This window comes from Bradyrhizobium sp. Kon56 (genome assembly GCF_055807635.1).
Genome location: NZ_JBVVOU010000665.1, coordinates 1 through 232 on the forward strand (window position 1 = coordinate 1; position 232 = coordinate 232).

The window sequence follows — 232 nt, forward strand, 5'->3', positions numbered from 1 at the left end:
GGTCCATCCGCGCAATGGTCGACAAGCGGTGTGCAATCGCGATCACGGTCTTGCCCTGCATCAGGGTTTCCAGGCTCTCCTGGATCGCGGCTTCCACCTCGGAGTCCAGCGCTGAGGTGGCTTCGTCCATGATCAAAATCGGCGCGTCCTTGAGCAGCACGCGGGCAATGGCGATCCGTTGGCGTTGCCCGCCGGAGAGTTTCACCCCGCGCTCGCCCACGTGGGCATCCAG

At 64.2% G+C, this 232-nt stretch carries 1 protein-coding gene; it reads right to left on the reverse strand.

Annotated features, from left to right (window positions below):
- The coding region (locus tag AC0L3B_RS40440; RefSeq protein ID WP_473383707.1) for an ATP-binding cassette domain-containing protein at positions 1 to 232 on the reverse strand (232 nt) is incomplete at both ends.